The following is a 19,936-nucleotide window of genomic DNA, read 5'->3' as shown; positions in this document are numbered from 1 at the left end:
AATAAAATGGGAAAAAGTGAATATTACTTTATGAGAAAAAATAGTCAAGAGGAATACTTCCCTTGTAGAGTTATAAAGCAACATAATAGTTGGGATGAAGTAGAAAATCTTGAAACGGGAGAAAAAGAAGATCGTATTCATAATTACTATAAAACTGAAATAGATGTCAGATTCGAGAAAAGAGCTCAGCAAATAAACTCTTTTATTGAAAAAAAAGGAGTTGTTTTACATCCTTTTGTATGCTTTTTCGGAGAAATTAATTTAGATTTCTCTCCTCCTCCTAATATATTTGTGTCCCTAACTAAAAAAGATGATATTAAAAACCTTGAAGAAAAATTCAATAATGAATGGAATGAATATTTGAAAGAGGTTGAAAATTGTAGGATTGAGAGAAATATTAAATGGAAGGAATTGATAGAACGTTTAAAAGCATTAAATTGTGTATTCACGATAGAAGACCTTTTTGAAGTATTGGAAAAAAAGTATAATATAATTCTCTCTTCGGAAGAGAAAAAGAATATTATTCTGGAATTAGATAAACCACGAGAAGATAATCAAAAGATAATGTTATAACCTAAAAATATTAAAAAATAAAAACCTTTGTAAGATGAAAAAAGCAAACCTAACAAGAGTACAGTTGTTACAAAAACAGCTTGGTTCTTATACTTAGCTCTATAGCAAGAGAAGAGAGAAAAATTAGAGATGGTTGTAGAAAAGAAGTAACCAAAGGGCTTTTTGATGCCAGAGAAAAGCTTTTAAAAGAACTCTTAGAGGCTATAGAAGAAGAAAAGCGTACCCAAACAACATCTGAAAAATAATCTAACTAATTACTAATTATTATGAACATCCCTCGTATTTATGCGTATTCTGATGAGCGTTTTCCTAATTGCCTAAAGGTGGGTTATACTACCCTTACGGCTGAAGAGCGCGTACGCCAGCAAACTGAAGCTGTGAAAATGCCTAAACAAACGTGGCGTATAGAACTCGATGAGCTCGCTATTCGCAATGATGGCACCTTCTTTACCGACCACGAAATTCACCGTGGCTTACAGCGTATGGGGGTGGTGCGTGAAAAAGGCGAGTGGTTTCGCTGTAGTGTCGAGCTACTAAAAGCGTGTATTACCTATGAAAAGACGGGGCAATACGATACCGATGCGAGTCGCTATCACAGCTTTGCAATGCGCCCTGAACAACAAAGAGCGGTAACGATGACAGCGGCTTATTTTAACAAAAATCGCCCTGCAGGAGGACATATACCGCATTTCTTGTGGAACGCCAAAATGCGTTTTGGCAAAACCTTTGCTGCCTATCAGTTGGCTAAAACAATGGGCTGGAAGCACTTGCTTGTTATTACCTTTAAGCCTGCTGTGGTAAATGCGTGGCGCGAAGACCTGACTAAGCATATTGATTTTAAAGGCTGGCAATTTGTATCGCAGTCGGAGGTTGATACCTCTCCGGAACAGATAGATAAGCAGCGCCCGTATGTGTATTTTGGTTCGTTTCAAGACCTATTGGGCAAAGACAGAACTACGGAGGGCATTAAAGAGCAAAACCAATGGATACACCAAACGCATTGGGATTGTGTGATATTTGACGAATACCACTTTGGGGCGTGGCGCGAAAAAGCACAAGACCTTTTCGGTGATCCTAAAACAGCGACAGAGATAGAAAGGCAACTTAAAAAAGAGTACGAAGACTACCAAGCAGAGGCTAAAACTATAGAAAAAGAAGAGGGTAACGATATTAGCTTTGTAGAGGATTTTGATGAGGAAGCCCTGCCCATTACTACTAATCATTATTTGTACCTCTCTGGCACTCCTTTCCGTGCGCTACAAAACGGCGACTTCTTAGAAGACCAGATTTTTAGCTGGACATATACCGATGAGCAACAAGCCAAAGAGCAATGGCAGGGCGATAACAACCCTTATCTGTCGCTGCCCAAAATGCAGATGATGCTCTACAAACTGCCCCAAAAGGTAGAAGAAATGGCTGAGAAAGGTGATAAAGATGAGTTTGACCTCAATGTTTTTTTTAAAGCTGAAGGCAAAGGAAAACACGCTACATTCAAATATCAAACAGCAGTGCAAGGCTGGTTGAATTTTATCAAAGGGCAATTTTTAGATGCTAATGAAACCGAGCTGAAAGCAGATATTTTTGCCCCTATGCCTTTTTCGGATGTGGAATTGCTGAGAAACTTGCAACACACTTTTTGGTTTTTGCCTAATGTGTCGGCTTGTGATGCGATGGAAAATCTGCTAAAAGCCAATGTGTTTTTCAAAAACTATAAGATTATCAACTGCTCGGGCACTAAGGCAGGGATAGGAGAAGAAGCCTTGAAGCGTATGGAACAGCAAATGGGCGACCCTATTACATCGGAGTCGATTACGCTCTCTTGTGGCAAGCTCACTACAGGGGTATCGGTGCCAGCGTGGTCGGGTATTTTTGTGCTTAGGAGCCTTACCAGTCCGGAGACTTATTTTCAGTCGATTTTTAGGGTGCAGACTCCTTGGGTACTAAAAAACCCGAATAACACTTCGCCCAACCGCGAGGAAATACTAAAAACCTTGTGTTATGTATTTGACTTTGCCCCTGACCGCGCACTGAAGCAGATAGACCAATACTGCGGTCAGCTGACGATGAATAGCGAGATAAGCAGGGAGCAGGCAGTAGCGGAGTTTATACACTTTTTGCCGGTGCTTTACTACGAAGGGGGACGATTAGACGCTATTAATGCACAGGATATATTAGACAAAATTATAGTGGGTACGACAGCCAACCAGCTGGTGCGGCGCTGGGAAAGCAATCTGCTGGTGAATGTAGATACCCTTACTTTAAATCGGTTGATAAACAACGCCGAAGCAATGGCTGCCTTGGAGAGTATAGAAGATTTTCGCTCGCTACGCGATGACCTTACGGCAGTGATTAGCAAGAGCGAAAAGATAAAAAAAGCCAAGAAAGAGGCTGCTGAAAAAAGAGAAAAACCCGATAAGGAAATAACTGGAGAAGAAAAAGAGTATTATAAAAAACGCACTGAAATACAGAAGAAGTTGCGCAAACTCGCTACGCGTATTCCGTACTTTATGTACCTGACTACCTATCGCGAAGAGACTTTTTACGATGTGGTGCGGCGTTTGGAACCAGAGCTATTTAAGCGCGTTACAGGGCTTACTCAGCAACAATTTGAATTGCTTGCCTCGTTGGGGGTATTCAATAAGGGATTGATGAATGATGCTGTTTATAAATTTAAACGCTATGAAGATGAAAGTTTTGTAGTATTGTGATGCGTTTTAGTTTGTGAGAGGGTGTCCAAAAAGTTTTATTTTAGCTTAAAACAAGCTTATTAATGAACAGAATATTTTTGTAACTAATTGATTATTAACATCCCCCCTTAACACATACTCCGCTGCGCCAGCTCGCGGACTTCCTTCAAAAGGGGGGGAGATGCCGAAGTAGTACCTTTAAAGACTTTTTGGACAGGCTCAAGTGTGGGACGGGTAAGACGGGTGGGACAGGTGGGAGAATTTTGGATTGAGGGGTAGAAAAACTTTGGCAAACTCTGAAAGTTTGCCAAAGTGCGTAGCGCATAATTGATTATATAAACTTTGTCAAACTCTGAAAGTTTGCCAAAGTGTGTGGTGGAATCTGAAAGTTTGACAAAGTGTGTGGTATATTGTAATATAAGAAAGAGATTGCCTTCGGGCGGTCTCTTTTTTTTGTATTTTGTGGACAGGGTTGTAGCATAGTGGAACAGGGTTGTAACAGGGTGGAACAACTTTTTGCGAGGCTTGAATTTTCGCCGCACCTTTGCAGCGTAAAACAAAAACAAGAACATTGATCAGTGGAAAAAAAGATTGGGTTTTACAAAAAAGAAAATATTGTGTAACTTTTTAAACTTTAAAAAAAATGGCAGAAAGTAAAAACAACATCGTAACCGCTGGCTTGAGCGGACAAGTAGCTAAATTGCTTGTATTCAGGCAAGTGAATGGCAGAACTATCGTTGCCAAATACCCTAACAGAAAAAGTGGATTCACTGAAAAACAAAAAAGTCATCACGACAAATTCGCCAAAGGGGCGCTCTACGCTAAAACTGCTATGGAAAATAGCTCGCTTAAGAAGTTCTATACTGAAGAGGCGGCAAAACGTACGGGGGTAAGTGCTCGCAATATGGCTTTGGCTGACTTTTTGGGCGTTCCTGTTATTGACAGCATCGATACTTCGGCTTATAAGGGCGCGGGCTCGGACGAGAAAATCGTTGTAATGGTGCACGACTTTATGAAAGTGGTGAGCGTGAAGGTGAAAATTACAGGAAGTAATGACGCCTTAATAGAAGAAGGAGCTGCTACCCAAAAAGAAGGACAATGGGTGTACACTACTTCGAGCGCTAATAGTACGCTTTCGGGTAGCAAAATAATGGTAACGGCTACTGACCGCCCTGGTAATGTGTCTACTAAGGAAGTAACTCTTTAGTCGTTGTTCATTAGTCTTCAGTCGTTGGCATAGAGTTGCTTGTTGGCGGCTGAAGACTCACTTATTAATTACAAACCACTAAATCAAATGGAATTACTAAAAGAACATCTGCTGTCGTTTGTGGGGCTTGTACTATCGGGATTGGCTGGTTGGCTTTTTGGCAGACCTAAACAACGATTGGAATTGCAGCGTAGTGAATTGGATAATGTGGATAAGGCTATCCATATTTATCGGGATATGATTGAAGACCTTTCGGCTAAATATGCTAAAGCTATTGCTGACCTGAATGAGGCTAACGAACGCATTAAGGAACTTGAAAGGGTGATTAGGGGATTGATGCATCAAAAAAACTAATAAGAAATGATTATGAGATTGATAGAACGGGATTTTATTGCTAAATATAAGGATTTTGCGCTGGAGACGGAGCAAAAAACGGGGATTTCACATCTTTTTACCTTGGGACAGGCGTCATTGGAAAGTGGATGGGGATTGCACGCTCCTAATAATATGTTTTTTGGCATAAAAGCTGACAGGAATTGCCAAGAGGAGTTTCGGCAGCTGCTGGTTACTACTGAGGTATTGTCTGCTCCTCCTCGTATGGGTGATTTTCCTGAAATCATAAGTGTACGGAGGCGGCGCGATGGGAAATACAATTGTACGGTAAAGGATTGGTTTAGAAAATATAAGTCGGCGGAGGAGTGTTTTACTGACCACGCTATGTTTTTCTTTCGCTATAAACGTTATGCCCAAGCTCTTTTGGTAAGGGACGACCCGTACAAATTTGCTGATGCGATTGCGGCAGCGGGCTATGCTACTGACCCTCATTACGCTGAGGTGCTTAAAAAGAGAATTACAATAATTGATGAAAAACAATGATGAAAAGGGGTATTTTATTGATGGGCTTGTTGGCGCTGCTATCGTGCAGGGCTAAAAAGGAGGTGCAACAAATGGCTGTAACGGCTGAAGCACAAACGTTAGTAGACAGTATGGCGTGGGGTGGGCTAAAAACGCAACTGCAGGAGGTGGAGGCTATAGGGCGCGAAATAGATGAAGTGTGGGTGGAGCTATCGGCTTGGGACGATGGTATTAAAAAACGTGGTCTAAAGATTAGGCGTGAGCGGAAATTGCAAAATCAGAGGGCACTACAGAGGCAAGTTGCTGAAAAAGAAAGTGGGCAACGACTTTTTGGGAAAGCTCATCGGGTGGCTTATAACCATCAACAAAAGTCTGTAGCTGGGGGCGGCTGGTGGCAGCGACAGGGCTGGTGGCTGGCGTTGGTGGCGGTTGCTCTATTTATTATGATTAAAAAAAAGTAGTGTTGCGAGTGTGATTATTTGTATTTTTTTAAGTACTTTTGCGGTGGGTTGCTGAACAACTGCCTTGTTGTAAGGTTAGCCCTATTGTACAATTTTTTTGACTATTGAATTACATTAATGATAACTTATAAACTATTATGAAAATGGAGGCACATAAAGAAGAATGTTGTTGTGAACATCATCATCACGAGCACGAGCATCATCACGAGCACGAACACGGGCATCACCATCATCACGTGGTTGATTTTGAGAGTTTGAATCGGGCTTTTTACATAGGTATTGGACTTAACTTATTGTATACTTTTATAGAATATGCGGTGGGGTATAGAATAAACTCGCTGGCATTGCTTTCGGATGCTACCCATAACTTGAGTGATGTGGCGAGTTTGTTTATTTCGCTTATAGGAATGAAGCTGTCGCAAAAGGCTGCTACTCAGCTTTATACTTATGGCTATAAAAAATCGTCAATACTTGCTTCGCTCATCAATGCGCTGCTGCTGATGTATATCGTAGTAAGAATATGTATTGAGGCTTGTGAACGACTGGCAAATCCACCAGAAATGGTGGGTAGTGCGATTATGATTACTGCTTTTATAGGGGTGATAATAAATGCGGCTTCGGCATTTCTATTTTACAAGGGTCAGCATAATGATATCAACATCAAAGGGGCTTTTTTGCATTTGATGGTAGATGCTTTGGTATCGGTGGGTGTGATCGTATCGGGGGCAATAGTGTATTTTACGGGTTGGCATATTGCAGACCCTATCAGTAGTTTTATAGTGGCAATCGTGATTTTGGTATCTACTTGGGGTTTGCTGAAAGAGAGTATGAAGTTGATTTTGGACGGGGTGCCTTCGGGGATTGATAGTGAGGAGATAAAACGCTGCCTAGAGTCGCACCCTATGGTGCAGGCGGTGCATCACATTCACATTTGGGCTTTGAGTAGTGACAAGAATGCATTGACGGCTCATATCGTACTGAAAGAGTGTGTGAATACGCGGGCTTTTATGGAAATAAAACACGAACTGAAGCATAGATTGTTGGAATTGCACATAGCGCATACGACTCTTGAAATAGATGCTCCTGACTGCCATTGTGAGGAAGAAAAGTGCGAATAACAAATAAAAAGTGAAAATTTAATACTATAAAATTATGACCTCTTCGTATAACAAAATTTTTGAGAACAATCGGGAATGGATACGCAGGCGTAAGGCTGAAGACCCACATTTTTTTGAAAAATTGGCGCGCACTCACAATCCTGACTATTTATACATAGGCTGCTCGGACAGTAGGGTGGCAGCGGAAGAGTTGATGGGCTTGGAACCTGGTGATGCTTTTGTGCATCGCAATGTGGGGAACGTGATAAATGGGTTGGATATGAACTCGACTGCCGTGATACAATACGCGGTGCTGCACCTGAAGGTGAAACATATAGTGGTGTGTGGGCATTACGGTTGTGGAGGCGTGAAAGCGGCGATGCAGGCTAAAGACTACGGGCTGCTGAACCCTTGGCTTCGGACAATACGAGACGTGTATAGACTACACCAAGAGGAATTGGACGCTATTGCAGATAACGAGGAACGTTATCGGCGCTTAGTGGAACTAAACGTGCAAGAACAGTGTGTAAACATCATAAAAATGGCAGTGGTGCAGGAAAGTTACTTAGCAAACCGCTCGGTGCGGGTGCACGGCTGGGTATTTGATATAAAAACGGGCGAACTGAAGGACTTGCATATAGATTTTGAGGGTATTTTGAGCAAAATACAGAAGATATATAACCTATCGGACGAGGAATGGGTGTTATATAAGTCTTAAAAGTTGGGATTTTGTACTAAAATGATGAAATAAGACGATGAGCTGGTGAAATTTGGCTCATCGTCTTATTAATAAATAGGGGATTTATTGATTTGCTTGCTTTCTAATTAATATTGGAAATCATTGAAAAATAAGGGATTGTTAAAATTAAATATATTTTTTTGAAAAAAAGTTTTGTGTATGTCAAAAAATTATATTAATTTTACGGCGAATTTAATTGACTTACCATAAAGCCACTTACGTAGACTTTTCCGTTAAGCCCAAAATTACCTGATTATGAAAGACCCATTATTAACCCCATACCGTCATATTATTGACGGGCGCTATGCGCATTACCAGAGTGTTGCGAAAACAATGCAAGGAGATGCGGCGTGCTTATCGGATAATTGCAACTCGCACTTGTACTACGGGTTGCATTTTGATGGGCGAGAATGGGTTTTGCGCGAATGGGCTCCTAATGCCACTGCCATTTACCTTCTGACTGACGGCAATGACTGGCAAAAAAATAATCACTACGCTTTTAAAAAACTTAATTCTCAAGACTGGGAATTGCGCCTTGCTAAAGAGGTGCTACAACACAACCAATTGTACAAACTGTTAGTGGAATGGGACGGCGGTGCTGCCGAGCGTATTCCTTCACACACTATTCGTGCTGTGCAAGATGATTACACAAAAGTGTTCAGTGCGCAAGTGTGGTTGCCGCCTTACCCTTACAAATGGCGGAATAAACGCCCTATTCCTGAAGCACATCCGCTAATATATGAAGCACACATAGGGATGAGCACAGAACACCAACGGGTGAGTACATTTATAGAATTTAGGTTGTATGTATTGCCCCGCATTGCTGCCTTGGGCTACAATACGATACAGCTGATGGCGATACAGGAACACCCCTACTACGGGTCGTTTGGCTACCAAGTGGCTAACTTTTTTGCGGTAAGCTCACGATTTGGTACGCCTGAAGAACTAAAGGAGCTGATAGATGCTGCTCACGGCTTGGGTATCTGTGTGATTCTTGATTTAGTACACTCGCACTCGGTGAGTAACGAGGCTGAAGGGCTTAGTAAATTTGACGGTACGGACTATTTGTACTTTCACGGTGGGGAACGGGGACATCACCCTGCGTGGGACTCTCGCTGCTTTGACTACGGCAAACCCCAAGTGCTGAACTTTTTGCTATCAAACTGCAAATATTGGCTGGAAGAATACCAATTTGATGGTTTTAGATTTGACGGGGTAACGAGTATGCTGTACTACGACCACGGACTGGGGAAGGCTTTTACCAATTATAGTTTTTACTATGACGGCAACGAAGATGATGATGCCATAGTGTATTTGACACTTGCGAACCAACTGATACACGAGATTTATCCGAAAGCGATTACAATAGCTGAAGAGATGAGTGGTATGCCGGGTTTGGCATCGCCTATAAGAACTAAAGGAATGGGCTTTGACTACAAAATGAGTATGGGCATTCCTGACTATTGGATAAAATTACTAAAAGAGGTGCCTGATGAACAATGGCACGTGGGAGATATTTACTACGAACTGACTAACAAGCGGGCTGAAGAGAAGACTATTAGCTATGCGGAAAGCCACGACCAAGCCTTAGTGGGTGATAAGACTATCTTTTTTAGGCTGACGGACAAGGAAATATACACTGGAATGGGGGGGGTTGACCAGAGCCTTATCGTAGAGCGGGCAATAGCCTTACACAAGATGATACGCCTTGTAACGATAGGCACTTGTGGGGGTGGTTACCTTACTTTTATGGGCAACGAATGGGGACACCCTGAGTGGATAGACTTTCCGCGTGAGGGTAACGGCTGGAGCTATAGCCACGCAAGGCGCTTGTGGAGCCTTGTAGATAATCCTGATTTGAAATTTAAGCACTTGAATGCTTTTGACAAGGCGATGATACACTTGGTGAGAGAAACGAGTATGCTAAATTATGAGCCACAGGTGCTGGTGCGAGATATTGAACGGCAGCTATTGGCTTTTGAGCGAGGAGGGTACTTATTTGTATTCAACTTTAGCGGTAGCAACTCGTATAGCGACTACCAATTTGAGGTGCGCCCAGGAAAATATACTATTGCCCTGAATAGCGATAACCCTACTTATGGTGGTTTGAACCGATTGGAAGAAAATACAGAACATTTCACACAATATAAAGAAGGGAAAAATCTCATATCAATATATATCCCCTCACGCGTAGGAATGGTGTTGAAATGGCAGGAGTAAAAAAGAAACTTCGCCGTGGGGGGTATTTTTATAAGAACGGATATAATGAAGATGTAATAAACGAACCAATAACTAAAGTATCTATTTATGAGTTATTTATCATTTAAAAAAGACCAGCTTATCAACCTTGAATACTCACTGAACAAGGAGTTTTTGGGTACGAATAGGGGTGGGGGTTATTGTTCCTCAACTCTTGTGTTTTGTAACACGCGTAAATATCACGGGCTACTAGTAGTGCCACTTGAGAATTTTATGGGTGAGAATTATGTAATGCTTTCGTCATTGGACGAGACTATTATACAACACGGGAGAGAGTTTAACTTTGGGGTGCATAAATATGAAGGTGTGTATGAGCCACGAGGGCATAAATATATAGTAGATATTTCATACGAAAAGGCTTTTACGGTAACCTACCAAGTGGGGGGCGTATTGCTAAAGAAAGAAATACTAATGATGCACCACGCTCCGCAGGTATTGATTCGGTACACTCTATTGGAGGCGCATTCGGCTACTAAATTGCGATTGAACCCGCTGTTGGCATTTAGAGAAATACATTCGCTAAGCAAAGCTAACGATGCGGCAAATACTGAAACTGAAGCGATAAAGGGTGGGGTACGCGTAAAACTATACGCTGCACTTCCGCACTTATACTTACAGACGAGTAAAAAGGTAGATTTTGTAAATCAGGCGTATTGGAATTACAATGTTTATTACACCAAAGAAAAAGAGCGTGGTTATGACTACCAAGAGGATTTGCTAAGCGTAGGCTACTTTGAAATGAGCTTGAAAAAAGGTGAAAGCATCGTATTTTCGGCAAGCTTGGAAGAGGCTGATAGTAGCAAATTGGCGAAAGATTTTGAGAAATACCAAAAAGAACGCCAAGAGCGCAACACGGCAGAAGAGTGCTTGCGATATAGTGCTTCGCAGTTTTTAGTAAATAAAGCGGGAGAAACACGCATCAAAGCGGGGTACCACTGGTATAAATTTAATACTCGCGATACTTTTATAGCTTTACCAGGGATTGCGCTATCGGGGAAGACGGATAAGATTTTCAGTGAGGTTATTACTTCGGCTCTTAAATATTTTTACAATGGGCTTTTTGCACGACAAATCAGCACGCACGTGAGCAATCCTGTATTTGATGCGGATACTTCACTTTGGTTTTTCTGGACTTTGCAGCAATACGAAAAAGAGGCTGGCAAGAACAAAAAACAATTGTGGAAGGAATATGGTGAGGTGCTAAAGGCTATACTTGAGGCTTACCGCAAGGGTACGCGCAAAACGATGCGAATGGATAGCAATAGCTTGCTATGGACAGATGATGTTACCCGCCCACTAACTTGGTTTGACGCTGAGGGTAATTACGGGGCTATTGTGCCTCGCAATGGCTATGTAGTGGAGGTGAATGCGCTGTGGTACAACGCTGTATGTTATGCTGTAGCAATGGCTGAAGCGGCTAAAGACAAGGCGTTTTTGGCTGAATGGGCTACCGTAGGGGCACAAATTGCTGATAGCTTTAACAATGTATTTTGGATAGAGGGCAAGGATTATCTTGCTGACTATGCGAACTTTACTTACCAAAATACGGATGTGCGCCCTAACCAATTATTTGCTTGTGCGCTAGACTATTCGCCCCTAAACGAAAAGAGACAACACAAGGTACTGACTATCATTAAGCAGGAATTGCTTACGCCACGTGGGTTGCGCAGCTTGTCGCCTAACCACCCGCGTTATGAAAGCGAGAGTGTGGGCAATGTGATTGCGCGAGATAAGGCTACCTTTAATGGTGCTGCACACCCTTGGCTTATTAGTTTTTACATAGAGGCGAGCTTGAAACTATACGGCAAGGCTTATATAGCGGATGCTGATGTTATTTTGGAGGACTTTGAAGATGAGCTGAACGCACACGGAGTGAGTTGTATTTCGGCGATTTACGATGGTAACCCACCTTTCCAATCGCGGGGATGCATATCGAAGGCGAAGAATGTGGCTGAAATATTGCGCTGCGAGTGGCTATTGGAAAAAGCAAAAGGGGAAAAATAATGAGTTTTAGTAATAGTTTAAAACTGTTAATTATATGAAGAATGTGAGAGTATTAATGTTTGGGTGGGAATTTCCGCCACACATCAGTGGTGGTCTTGGCACGGCGTGCTTGGGGATAGCCCAAGGTCTTGCCAAAAATGATGTAGAAGTACTATTTGTAATGCCAAAAGCCAGTGGTGATGAAGATGCGAGCGCGGCGAAAATTATCAATGCGAGTGATGTGGAGATGCTACAAAATACCGAGAAGATTGAGGATTTTTGGAAACATATCAACTTTATGGAGATAGGCTCTAACTTGGTGCCTTATCTTGACCCAGAGACTTTTGCGCGTGAGCGTGATGCTTACCTAAAAGCGGGTGAAAACAGGGAACGCATATCGTACCACAACAAGTTTCAGTTTTCGGGTAAATACGGAGCGAACCTGATGGAAGAAGTATACCGCTATGCTTTGGTGGCGGGTACTGTGGCTAAGAATTACGATTTTGATGTGATTCACGCTCACGATTGGCTGACTTATAGCGCAGGGATGATTGCTAAACAGCTATCGGGCAAACCGCTGATAGTGCACGTGCACGCTACTGAATATGACCGCGGTGGCGAATATAACCGCAACACTTTGGTATACGATATTGAAAAGCGGGGTATGGAGGCTGCCGATGTGGTGGTAACGGTAAGTAACTGGACTCGTAATATAGTAATAGAAAAATATGGCATTGCTCCTGAAAAGGTGATCACAGTGCACAATGCGGTGGACTTTAAGACTGATACAGAGGAAAAAGAGGAGCGCGGCATTAAGGATAAGATAGTAACTTTCTTGGGACGTATTACCTTGCAAAAGGGTCCTGAATACTTTGTGGAAGCTGCTGCGAAAGTACTAAAACGCGTGCCTAATGTGCGCTTTGTGATGGCTGGTAGCGGTGAAAAGATGAACCCTTTGGTGCGCCGTGTGGCACAATTGGGCTTGGGCACGAGGTTTCACTTTACGGGCTTTTTGCGCGGAAATGATGTGCAACGAATGTTTAGATATAGCGATGTGTATGTGATGCCATCGGTATCGGAGCCTTTTGGGATATCGCCATTGGAGGCTATGCGCTCGGGGGTTCCTACTATTATATCGAAACAATCGGGGGTAGCGGAGGTATTGGATCACGCAATAAAAGTGGATTATTGGGATATAGATGCGCTTGCTGACGCTATTTATGGGGTACTGACTTATCCTGCCTTATCTAATCATATGCAACGTGAGGGTTATAACGAAGTGAATGAACTTAAATGGGAAAATGCCTCACTGAAACTTAAACAAATTTATCAATCAATCACACAAAAAGAAGAACTATGAAAAAGTCGATTTGCATTTATTTTCAAATTCACCATCCTGAACGTCTTAGAAAGTATCAATTTTTTGATATAGGTAAGAAACATAATTACTTTGACAACTATATGAATCGTTCTGAGCTTGAAGATCTTGCTGAGAATTGTTATTTGCCAGCTAATGGGTTGCTGCTAGAGCTGATAAAGAAATATGAAGGGAAGTTTAAAGTAGCTTTTTCGATTTCGGGCTCGGCAATAGACCAATTTGAGATGCATACTCCAGAGGTGTTGCGCAGCTTTAAGGAATTGGCAGACACGGGTAATGTAGAGTTTTTGGCTGAGACGTATTCGCATTCATTGGCTTCATTATCGGAAGATACTGATGAGTTTGAACAACAAGTAAAGCGCCACGCTACGGCTATAAAACAACTCTTTGGGAAGAAACCTGTTACCTTCAGAAATACATCGCTTATATACTCGGATAAGATAGGTGAGCGTGTGGCGAAATTGGGCTTTAAGACTATGCTTACTGATGGTGCAAAACACGTACTTGGGTGGAAGAGTCCGAATTTTGTATATAAAAACGCAATAGACGACAGCTTGAGCTTGCTGCTTAAGAATAGTAAATTGAGTGATGATATAGCGATTCGTTTTTCGGATAAAAATTGGAGTGAATATCCTCTTACTTCGGAAAAATATGCGCATTGGGTATCGGAGAGCTTGAAGGAGACTGATGTGCTGAACTTGTTTATGAACTACGAGGTAATAGGGCATTACCAACGCAAAGAGAGTGGTATATTTGAATTTTTGCGTTATTTTATAGCGCATATAATGGAAGATAGTGCTAATTATCAGTTTTTATTACCTAAAGAGGTAGCGAAGAAATATCCTGCGAAAGATATTTTGCCTGTTCCTTACCCTATATCGTGGACTGATGAGGAGCGTGATATTACTTCGTGGATGGGTAACGAATTGCAAAAAGAGGCTTTTAGTGAGCTTTTTAAAGTTCAGCCTTTGGTGAGGAAATTGAAGGATGCGGACTTGATAGACGATTATAGTAGGTTGCAAGCAAGTGAACATTTTTACTTTATGCGTACGAAACTATTTTCGGGGGCTGATTACCATAAGTATGTACTTCCGTATGACTCTCCTTATGAGGCTTTTATCAATTATATGAACGTATTGAGCGATTTTATTGATAGGGTAAAGCATTATAAGGAAGCCTCGAAATAAGGAACTTAATAACGTATTTAATAATTAAAAAAAACAGACAAAATGAAATTAGAGAATCAAAAACTTGTGAAAGAGAATCTCCGTGAGGAGATTGTCTTGGATGATGTGGGAGAAATGTCTGGAGTGGGTAGCGCTTTGGACACCCGTAATAATGCGACAGAGAGAAATAAGACTCACTTGAGCAGTGAGGAGTTTCTGTATGCGAAAACAATGGAAAAGAAGCAGCCTCATAATAAGGATGAGGAGGGGCTAATGAACAATCAGATCTATTTGCCTTAATATCAAGTAGGAAGGATTAAAAGTGGGGACTGCTAACGATTTTTCTTTTCGTTAGCAGTACTTTTTTGGTAATACTTTCTTATCTTTGCACCTCAAGAAAAACAAAAAAATAATAATTACTATGGGTATTTTTGACAAGCGAGAGAACTACAAACCCTTTGAATATCCAGAGGTTATGGAGTTTGTAAACGCTATGCACCAGTCGTTTTGGGTGCACTCGGAGGTGGAATTTACTGCCGACATTCAGGACTTTAAGTCGAATCTTAGTTTTAGTGAGCAGGAAGCGGTAAAGCGAGCTTTATTGGGTATTGCTCAGGTAGAGGTATCGGTAAAGACATTTTGGGGAGATCTTTACGATTTGTTCCCAAAGCCAGAATTTAATGGTTTGGGGGCTACTTTTGCTGAATGTGAATTTCGCCATAGCGAGGCTTATGCGCGCTTGTTGGAGGTATTGGGCTACAACAATGAGTTTGAGAACTTATTAGAAGTGCCTGTATTTAAAGAACGCAGTGGGGTGCTGAAGGAGTATCTTGCTAAAAACCGCGAGAATGCTATGGAGCGTATTTTATTCTTTACGCTTATCATAGAAAACGCTTCACTTTTCAGTCAGTTTGCTACTATATTGTCATTTACGCGTTTCAAGGGGTATTTGAAGAATGTAGCGAATATTATTGCTTGGACATCGATAGATGAGCAACTTCACGCTAATGCGGGTATTTATATACTGAAAAAGATTTTTGAAGAAAAGCCAGAAATGAAGGCTAAGGCAGAAAAAGATGCTACAGAGTTTATCAGGAACTACATTTTGTTGGAAGATAAGATGCTTGATTGGATTTTTGAACAAGGGGAGTTGGATTTCTTTAGCAAAAAGGACTTGTCAAACTATATGCGTTACCGCTTAGATGATTCGCTTACCCAGTTGGGATTGGGCAAGCCTTTTAACATCAGTGCTGATGAGGCTAAACCGATGCTTTGGTTTGAAGAGGAGGTTTTTAGTAATGAACTGGATGATTTTTTTGCAAAACGACCTACAGCTTATACTAAACACGATAAGAGCATCAGCGAAAACGATCTTTTCTAATTATGGATGAAGCTTTTATAAATAGATGTATTGAATTAGCATATAATGGTTTAGGCACTACCTACCCCAACCCTTTGGTAGGTAGTGTTGTTGTTTATGAGGGTAGGATTATAGGCGAGGGATGGCATCAGCGTTCTGGCGAGGGACACGCTGAGGTGCGCGCCATAGCTTCGGTAAAAGAAAAAAACTTGCTGCCTTATAGTACGCTATATGTGAATTTAGAGCCTTGTTGCCACTACGGAAAAACGCCGCCTTGTACGGAGCTTATCATTAAGCATCGCATTGGGCGTGTGGTGATTGGTACTACTGATCCTTTTGCGGCTGTTGCGGGCAAGGGTATTGACCAATTGAGGGCGGCAGGGATAGCTGTAACTGTAGGTGTATGCGAAGCAGAATGCTTGGAACTAAATAAGCGTTTTTTTACCTATCACAACAAGCAACGCCCTTATATATTTTTGAAATGGGCACAGAGTAGTGATGGCTTTATAGCACCCGCTCACAAAGATGAAGTTGCTCCTCACTGGATTAGCTGCGCTGAAGCACGACAATACGCTCACCTGATGCGCAGTCGTGAACAGGCTATCTTGGTGGGGGTGAATACGGTAATTGCTGATAATCCTTCATTGGACACTCGTGAGTGGTATGGACATAATCCGTTGCGCGTGATTATAGACCCTTACTTGCGTAGCCCTAAAAACTTCAAAGTATGGAATGACTCGCAACCTACATTGTTTTTGGCTGACAAACAACATTGTACTTTTATAGCTGAAAAAGAGCTTAAAAATACCGAAGTAGCTTTGATAGATTTCTCGGCAGATGTTTTACCGCAGCTGTGCAAGGTGCTCTACCAAAAACAGATACAAAGTTTGATAGTAGAGGGGGGCAGCTATACCTTGCAGGAGTTTATTAAAAACGGACTATGGGATGAGGCTTATATAGCTACGGGCAAAACTGTACTTAAAGAGGGGGTAAAAGCACCTTATTTTTCAGAAGGCATAAAAAAAGAGGGGGCTACAAGTTATTATCAGATTTATAAAAACAACAAACAAAGAGGGTGAAATGTACGATTGTATTATCATTGGGGCTGGATTAGCAGGGGTTACTTTGGGTCATTTTCTTGAGAAAAACAAAAAAACTTTTTGTATAATTTCCGACCACTCTCAGCCTACGAGTAGAATTGCAGGAGGGGTATATAACCCTGTGGTGCTGAAGCGCTTTACCCCCATATGGCGCGCCGATGAGGTGAGTTCGGTAGCCGACAGTTTTTATACGGAAACAGAAAAAGCAGCTGGCTTATCGTTCAGAAAAGCATTGCCTGTATGGCGCAAATTTGCTTCGGTAGAAGAACAAAACAATTGGTTTGCCGCTGCCGATAATCTTGTACTACAGCACTATTTAGGAGGGTGTATATTGTCATCGGGGAATAGTGCAATACCAGCGCCTTTTGGACTTGGCGAGGTACTACATACGGGAAGATTGGATATAAAACTATATCTTGATAACGCACTCGCTCAATGGCAAAAACAAGGGATATATTATGAGCAAACATTTGATTATGAACTATTGCAATTTTGCGAAGAATATGTAGTTTATAAAGGTGTAGAAGCTCGCAATATAGTATTTTGCGAAGGCTGTGGTGTTGCTAATAATCCTTACTTTAAAAATGTGCCTATGCGCCCTTGCAAAGGTGAAACGCTTACTTTTTCCGCACCTGATTTGAAGCTTAACAATATCCTAAAAAGCGATGGCGTTATCATTCCGCTGGGTAACGACCTTTATACTGTTGGGGCAACCTACGACCCCGAAGACCTTACAGAATGTATAACCGAAGCGGGTCGTACGGCTCTTATTGAGAAACTAGAAAAGATGATATGCTGCGATTATGAAGTTGTTAGTCATCAGGCAGGCATACGCCCTACGGTAGCTGATAGACGCCCCTTGGTGGGGCAGCACCCAATACACACCCCGCTATGGATATTAAATGGCTTAGGCACACGCGGAGTGCTCAACGCCCCCTTATGTGCCCAAGTTCTATATAATGCAATGTTCCAAAAGATTGATATTCCCCAAGAAATGAATGTAAATAGATTTACCAAACGACTAAAAAAATACCTCTAATAGCTATTGTTTTTGTCCTTGTTCTTATTTAGCAATCTCTTCTTGATAAAAGCATTCAAATCCTTTCCTTTTACCGAATAAGTATTGAATAGCAGTAGAGGAGTAATTACCCCAAAAGCCAAACACATCGTTATAAAGCCTGTTTGCAAGCCCAATTTTATCGTTTCATAGATAAGGGTAAGGGTTTCCTCCTGTGGGGTTTTTATCGTAACTATTTTGATAGTATTCATCATAAACTCGTAGCCGTATTTACCAGGTATCATATTGATAACCGCAGGAATGGTAAATACAATAGGAGGAGTATGCACCCTATGAGCAAAATACACTGCAAGCAAGCCCACTGCACAAGCCCCCAAAAAAGAAGTAGTAACAATCTGTTCGGGCATAAGCGTTGCCAAAAGTACAAACTTTATCCCCCAGCCTACACCACCTAATACCCCCGTAATCCAAAGAGCACGGCGCGGTGTGTTAAACAAAAGAGCAAAGCCTATAGATATCCACATCGACCAAAAAATACGCTCCGATAAACCTATAAATACATCAAGAAAATTCATAACCACAAATGTAATGCTAAATAAAAACCTACTGAAATCATAAATACCAGCATCGCAGCGTGCGTAAGTTTAGCCAGTCCCGATACTACAATTCCCGAAAGCAAATCTATAAAACCATTGATAAGCGGCACACCAGGCACCAACCACAACACACAAGCTGCCAATGCATTATGATACGTTTCTACCCCCAAATGCTTAAATACACTAATTACTGATACCGACACAAAAGCAGCCCACGCCCAGCATATATACACGTTAAATTTCTTAAGTTGCAGTAAGTATCGCCCCCATAGCCCTACTAAAGTAGCTATAAACGAAAGCGCAAACTCACCATAGCTTGCTTGCTGCTGACCAAATACATAAGCAAGCGCTCCACCGGCTACCGACACAAAAAACCACATCAAATAACGATTATAGTGCGGTTTAGCTTTAATAGTCTCTACTTGCTCCTCTATTTCCTCTATGGGCAATCCCTTTTCTATAGTCTCCCACGAAAGAATACTAATATCCGAAATAGCACTAAAATTCACCCCGTGATGCGATATAGTACGCACTATAGTTTCCTTTTCTTTAGTAGCCTTATCTGTAACAGTGAGTACGATAGCCGAATGCGAATAAAAATTCTCACAATGATAGTTCAATGCGTTCGATATACGCTCTACATTGCGCTCCACACGCCGTGTGTTAGCACCACTAGATATCAATAATTCATTAATCTCAGCAAATAATTTAGCTGCACGTACAATATCTCTCATTGTAATTTCTTTTTAATAAATAATAACACCACTATCCATAAAGCTATAGTAATCTTTTTCTGTAATAATTACGTGGTCTATAAGTTTCACATCAAGTGTTTTACCCGCTTTCCCCACCTTTTCAGTAAGTTCAAAGTCCTGTCGGCTGGGGGTTGTATTGCCCGAAGGATGATTATGCACCAATATAATCTGTACAGCACACCATTCCAATGCAATCTTAAAAAGCAAACGTATATCTACAATAGTTTCATCAATTCCACCTTTAAAAAGAGGAGCTTTATGAACTACCTTATTTGCACTATTCATATAAAGCACCCAAAACTCCTCGTGAGGCAAATCCCCTATTAGAGGTTGCATCAGCCTAAATACTGCCGAAGAGCTTCCTATTTTAGGCAAAGGCTCAGGACTTTCAGCACTACAACGCCTACCCAATTCAGCAGCCGCCAAAATAGTAATAGCCTTTGCCTGACCAATACCTTTAAACTGCTGCAATTGTTGTAGAGATTGCTTTCCCAACAACGTCAAACGATTATCTACCGAAGCCAATATACGCCTACTCAGTGCCACCGCACTCTCATTAGTGGTACCCGACCCCAGCAATATCGCCAAAAGCTCCGCATCACTGAGAGCCCCTTTACCACGTACCATTAGCTTCTCACGAGGCTTATCATCATCAGCCCAATCTTTAATATTCATAATTTTCAGTTTTTAGTGGTTAAATAG

20 protein-coding genes are annotated in these 19,936 nt (G+C 41.6%); 17 read left to right on the top strand and 3 right to left on the bottom strand.

Annotation, left to right across the window (positions count from 1 at the left end; translation table 11 throughout):
- Positions 1-6 precede the first annotated feature (6 nt).
- From J4N46_RS04515 to J4N46_RS04435, 17 genes are all read left to right on the top strand, one after another.
- A complete protein-coding gene (locus tag J4N46_RS04515; RefSeq protein WP_208058325.1) occupies positions 7-573 on the top strand; it encodes a hypothetical protein in 567 nt (188 codons plus the stop codon).
- An 80-nt stretch (positions 574-653) separates the two neighbouring features.
- Positions 654-818 (top strand): hypothetical protein, encoded by a 165-nt coding sequence (locus tag J4N46_RS04510; protein WP_208058324.1) that lies wholly within the window; start codon positions 654-656, stop codon positions 816-818.
- 21 nt (positions 819-839) lie between these two features.
- Positions 840-3,281, top strand: a complete 2,442-nt coding sequence (locus tag J4N46_RS04505; protein WP_208058323.1) for a GIY-YIG nuclease family protein — start codon at positions 840-842, stop codon at positions 3,279-3,281.
- Positions 3,282-3,903: 622 nt separating this feature from the next.
- On the top strand, positions 3,904-4,467 hold the full coding sequence (locus J4N46_RS04500; RefSeq protein ID WP_208058322.1) for a hypothetical protein: 564 nt from the start codon (positions 3,904-3,906) through the stop codon (positions 4,465-4,467).
- Between the two features lie 87 nt (positions 4,468-4,554).
- Positions 4,555-4,821, top strand: coding sequence for a cell wall anchor protein (locus J4N46_RS04495; protein ID WP_208058321.1), 267 nt, complete (start codon positions 4,555-4,557; stop codon positions 4,819-4,821).
- 6 nt (positions 4,822-4,827) lie between these two features.
- Complete coding sequence (locus tag J4N46_RS04490; protein WP_208058320.1) at positions 4,828-5,343, top strand: glycoside hydrolase family 73 protein; 516 nt, start codon at positions 4,828-4,830, stop codon at positions 5,341-5,343.
- Entirely contained in the window at positions 5,340-5,783 is a 444-nt protein-coding gene (locus tag J4N46_RS04485; protein ID WP_208058319.1) for a hypothetical protein, read from the top strand. The genes J4N46_RS04490 and J4N46_RS04485 overlap by 4 nt, the downstream gene beginning before the upstream one ends.
- Positions 5,784-5,920: 137 nt before the next feature.
- Complete coding sequence (locus J4N46_RS04480) at positions 5,921-6,901, top strand: cation diffusion facilitator family transporter (RefSeq protein WP_009416262.1); 981 nt, start codon at positions 5,921-5,923, stop codon at positions 6,899-6,901.
- 34 nt (positions 6,902-6,935) lie between these two features.
- Complete coding sequence (locus tag J4N46_RS04475) at positions 6,936-7,598, top strand: carbonic anhydrase (protein ID WP_208058318.1); 663 nt, start codon at positions 6,936-6,938, stop codon at positions 7,596-7,598.
- A gap of 276 nt (positions 7,599-7,874) precedes the next feature.
- A complete protein-coding gene (locus J4N46_RS04470; RefSeq protein WP_208058317.1) occupies positions 7,875-9,839 on the top strand; it encodes an alpha-amylase family glycosyl hydrolase in 1,965 nt (654 codons plus the stop codon).
- An 87-nt stretch (positions 9,840-9,926) separates the two neighbouring features.
- Complete coding sequence (locus tag J4N46_RS04465; RefSeq protein WP_208058316.1) at positions 9,927-11,882, top strand: glycogen debranching enzyme N-terminal domain-containing protein; 1,956 nt, start codon at positions 9,927-9,929, stop codon at positions 11,880-11,882.
- Positions 11,883-11,916: 34 nt separating this feature from the next.
- The gene (locus J4N46_RS04460; protein WP_208058315.1) at positions 11,917-13,221 is read left to right on the top strand and encodes a glycosyltransferase family 4 protein; all 1,305 of its coding nucleotides are present in this window, start codon (positions 11,917-11,919) and stop codon (positions 13,219-13,221) included.
- The gene (locus J4N46_RS04455; protein WP_009416256.1) at positions 13,218-14,426 is read left to right on the top strand and encodes a glycoside hydrolase family 57 protein; all 1,209 of its coding nucleotides are present in this window, start codon (positions 13,218-13,220) and stop codon (positions 14,424-14,426) included. Before J4N46_RS04460 ends, J4N46_RS04455 begins: the two co-directional genes overlap by 4 nt.
- Before the next feature lie 42 nt (positions 14,427-14,468).
- Positions 14,469-14,705 (top strand): hypothetical protein, encoded by a 237-nt coding sequence (locus J4N46_RS04450; protein WP_208058314.1) that lies wholly within the window; start codon positions 14,469-14,471, stop codon positions 14,703-14,705.
- A 121-nt stretch (positions 14,706-14,826) separates the two neighbouring features.
- A complete protein-coding gene (locus tag J4N46_RS04445) occupies positions 14,827-15,786 on the top strand; it encodes a ribonucleotide-diphosphate reductase subunit beta (protein WP_009416254.1) in 960 nt (319 codons plus the stop codon).
- A gap of 2 nt (positions 15,787-15,788) precedes the next feature.
- Complete coding sequence (ribD, locus tag J4N46_RS04440) at positions 15,789-16,844, top strand: bifunctional diaminohydroxyphosphoribosylaminopyrimidine deaminase/5-amino-6-(5-phosphoribosylamino)uracil reductase RibD (RefSeq protein ID WP_208058313.1); 1,056 nt, start codon at positions 15,789-15,791, stop codon at positions 16,842-16,844.
- Between the two features lies 1 nt (position 16,845).
- The gene (locus tag J4N46_RS04435; RefSeq protein ID WP_208058312.1) at positions 16,846-17,904 is read left to right on the top strand and encodes an NAD(P)/FAD-dependent oxidoreductase; all 1,059 of its coding nucleotides are present in this window, start codon (positions 16,846-16,848) and stop codon (positions 17,902-17,904) included.
- Here the strand turns inward: J4N46_RS04435 and J4N46_RS04430 are convergent.
- From J4N46_RS04430 to radC, 3 genes are read right to left on the bottom strand one after another with little or no spacing between them, the layout of a single operon-like run.
- Positions 17,901-18,458, bottom strand: coding sequence for a threonine/serine exporter family protein (locus tag J4N46_RS04430; RefSeq protein WP_208058311.1), 558 nt, complete (start codon positions 18,456-18,458; stop codon positions 17,901-17,903). The genes J4N46_RS04435 and J4N46_RS04430 overlap by 4 nt on opposite strands.
- Positions 18,455-19,213, bottom strand: coding sequence for a threonine/serine exporter family protein (locus J4N46_RS04425; protein ID WP_208058310.1), 759 nt, complete (start codon positions 19,211-19,213; stop codon positions 18,455-18,457). Before J4N46_RS04425 ends, J4N46_RS04430 begins: the two co-directional genes overlap by 4 nt.
- Positions 19,214-19,225: 12 nt before the next feature.
- On the bottom strand, positions 19,226-19,909 hold the full coding sequence (gene radC / locus J4N46_RS04420; RefSeq protein ID WP_208058309.1) for a RadC family protein: 684 nt from the start codon (positions 19,907-19,909) through the stop codon (positions 19,226-19,228).
- Positions 19,910-19,936: the final 27 nt, after the last annotated feature.

The sequence above is a fragment of the Capnocytophaga bilenii genome, from assembly GCF_017565765.1.
Taxonomy (GTDB): Bacteria; Bacteroidota; Bacteroidia; order Flavobacteriales; family Flavobacteriaceae; genus Capnocytophaga; species Capnocytophaga bilenii.
This window is presented reverse-complemented; position numbering and strand designations above follow the sequence as displayed.

Coding starts and splice junctions, on each gene's coding strand:
- J4N46_RS04505 (WP_208058323.1), top strand. CDS start 840: ATGAACATCCCTCGTATTTATGCGTATTCTGATGAGCGTTTTCCTAAT.
- J4N46_RS04475 (WP_208058318.1), top strand. CDS start 6,936: ATGACCTCTTCGTATAACAAAATTTTTGAGAACAATCGGGAATGGATA.
- J4N46_RS04435 (WP_208058312.1), top strand. CDS start 16,846: ATGTACGATTGTATTATCATTGGGGCTGGATTAGCAGGGGTTACTTTG.
- radC (WP_208058309.1), bottom strand. CDS start 19,909: ATGAATATTAAAGATTGGGCTGATGATGATAAGCCTCGTGAGAAGCTA.
- J4N46_RS04485 (WP_208058319.1), top strand. CDS start 5,340: ATGATGAAAAGGGGTATTTTATTGATGGGCTTGTTGGCGCTGCTATCG.
- J4N46_RS04500 (WP_208058322.1), top strand. CDS start 3,904: ATGGCAGAAAGTAAAAACAACATCGTAACCGCTGGCTTGAGCGGACAA.
- J4N46_RS04450 (WP_208058314.1), top strand. CDS start 14,469: ATGAAATTAGAGAATCAAAAACTTGTGAAAGAGAATCTCCGTGAGGAG.
- J4N46_RS04470 (WP_208058317.1), top strand. CDS start 7,875: ATGAAAGACCCATTATTAACCCCATACCGTCATATTATTGACGGGCGC.
- J4N46_RS04425 (WP_208058310.1), bottom strand. CDS start 19,213: ATGAGAGATATTGTACGTGCAGCTAAATTATTTGCTGAGATTAATGAA.
- J4N46_RS04490 (WP_208058320.1), top strand. CDS start 4,828: ATGATTATGAGATTGATAGAACGGGATTTTATTGCTAAATATAAGGAT.
- J4N46_RS04445 (WP_009416254.1), top strand. CDS start 14,827: ATGGGTATTTTTGACAAGCGAGAGAACTACAAACCCTTTGAATATCCA.
- ribD (WP_208058313.1), top strand. CDS start 15,789: ATGGATGAAGCTTTTATAAATAGATGTATTGAATTAGCATATAATGGT.
- J4N46_RS04480 (WP_009416262.1), top strand. CDS start 5,921: ATGAAAATGGAGGCACATAAAGAAGAATGTTGTTGTGAACATCATCAT.
- J4N46_RS04465 (WP_208058316.1), top strand. CDS start 9,927: ATGAGTTATTTATCATTTAAAAAAGACCAGCTTATCAACCTTGAATAC.
- J4N46_RS04430 (WP_208058311.1), bottom strand. CDS start 18,458: ATGAATTTTCTTGATGTATTTATAGGTTTATCGGAGCGTATTTTTTGG.
- J4N46_RS04460 (WP_208058315.1), top strand. CDS start 11,917: ATGAAGAATGTGAGAGTATTAATGTTTGGGTGGGAATTTCCGCCACAC.
- J4N46_RS04515 (WP_208058325.1), top strand. CDS start 7: ATGGGAAAAAGTGAATATTACTTTATGAGAAAAAATAGTCAAGAGGAA.
- J4N46_RS04495 (WP_208058321.1), top strand. CDS start 4,555: ATGGAATTACTAAAAGAACATCTGCTGTCGTTTGTGGGGCTTGTACTA.
- J4N46_RS04455 (WP_009416256.1), top strand. CDS start 13,218: ATGAAAAAGTCGATTTGCATTTATTTTCAAATTCACCATCCTGAACGT.